Annotated in this window: 1 protein-coding gene; it reads right to left on the reverse strand. The window is 72.7% G+C overall.

Annotated features, from left to right (window positions below):
* Nucleotides 1–297: phosphopantetheine-binding protein (locus KVP70_RS33615; protein ID WP_217946761.1), on the reverse strand; the 297-nt coding region annotated here is incomplete at both ends.

Consider the following 297-nt stretch of genomic DNA (forward strand, 5'->3'; position numbering starts at 1 on the left):
TTCCTGCAAGGGCGCCAGCGGATAGATGTCCTGGATATTGGCGGCGCCGCCCGGCACCGCCGCGACGATGCCGTCGATCTCCCGCTGGCTCAGTTGCACCAGCGGCAGCATGTCCGGCGTGATCGCCGCGCAACCGTCGACGATGCCGTTGGCCGGCACCACCACGTCGACCGCACCGCCGCCGACGGCCAGCGCCGCGATGGTCGGCGTGCCGAACAGCGCACGCACGTCGGTCTGCACGCCGGCCCGGCGCATGCGCTCGATCAGCGCCACCGCCAGCAGCGAGTGGCCGCCCAG

Source organism: Duganella violaceipulchra (assembly GCF_019166075.1).
GTDB lineage: Bacteria > Pseudomonadota > Gammaproteobacteria > Burkholderiales > Burkholderiaceae_D > Rugamonas > Rugamonas violaceipulchra.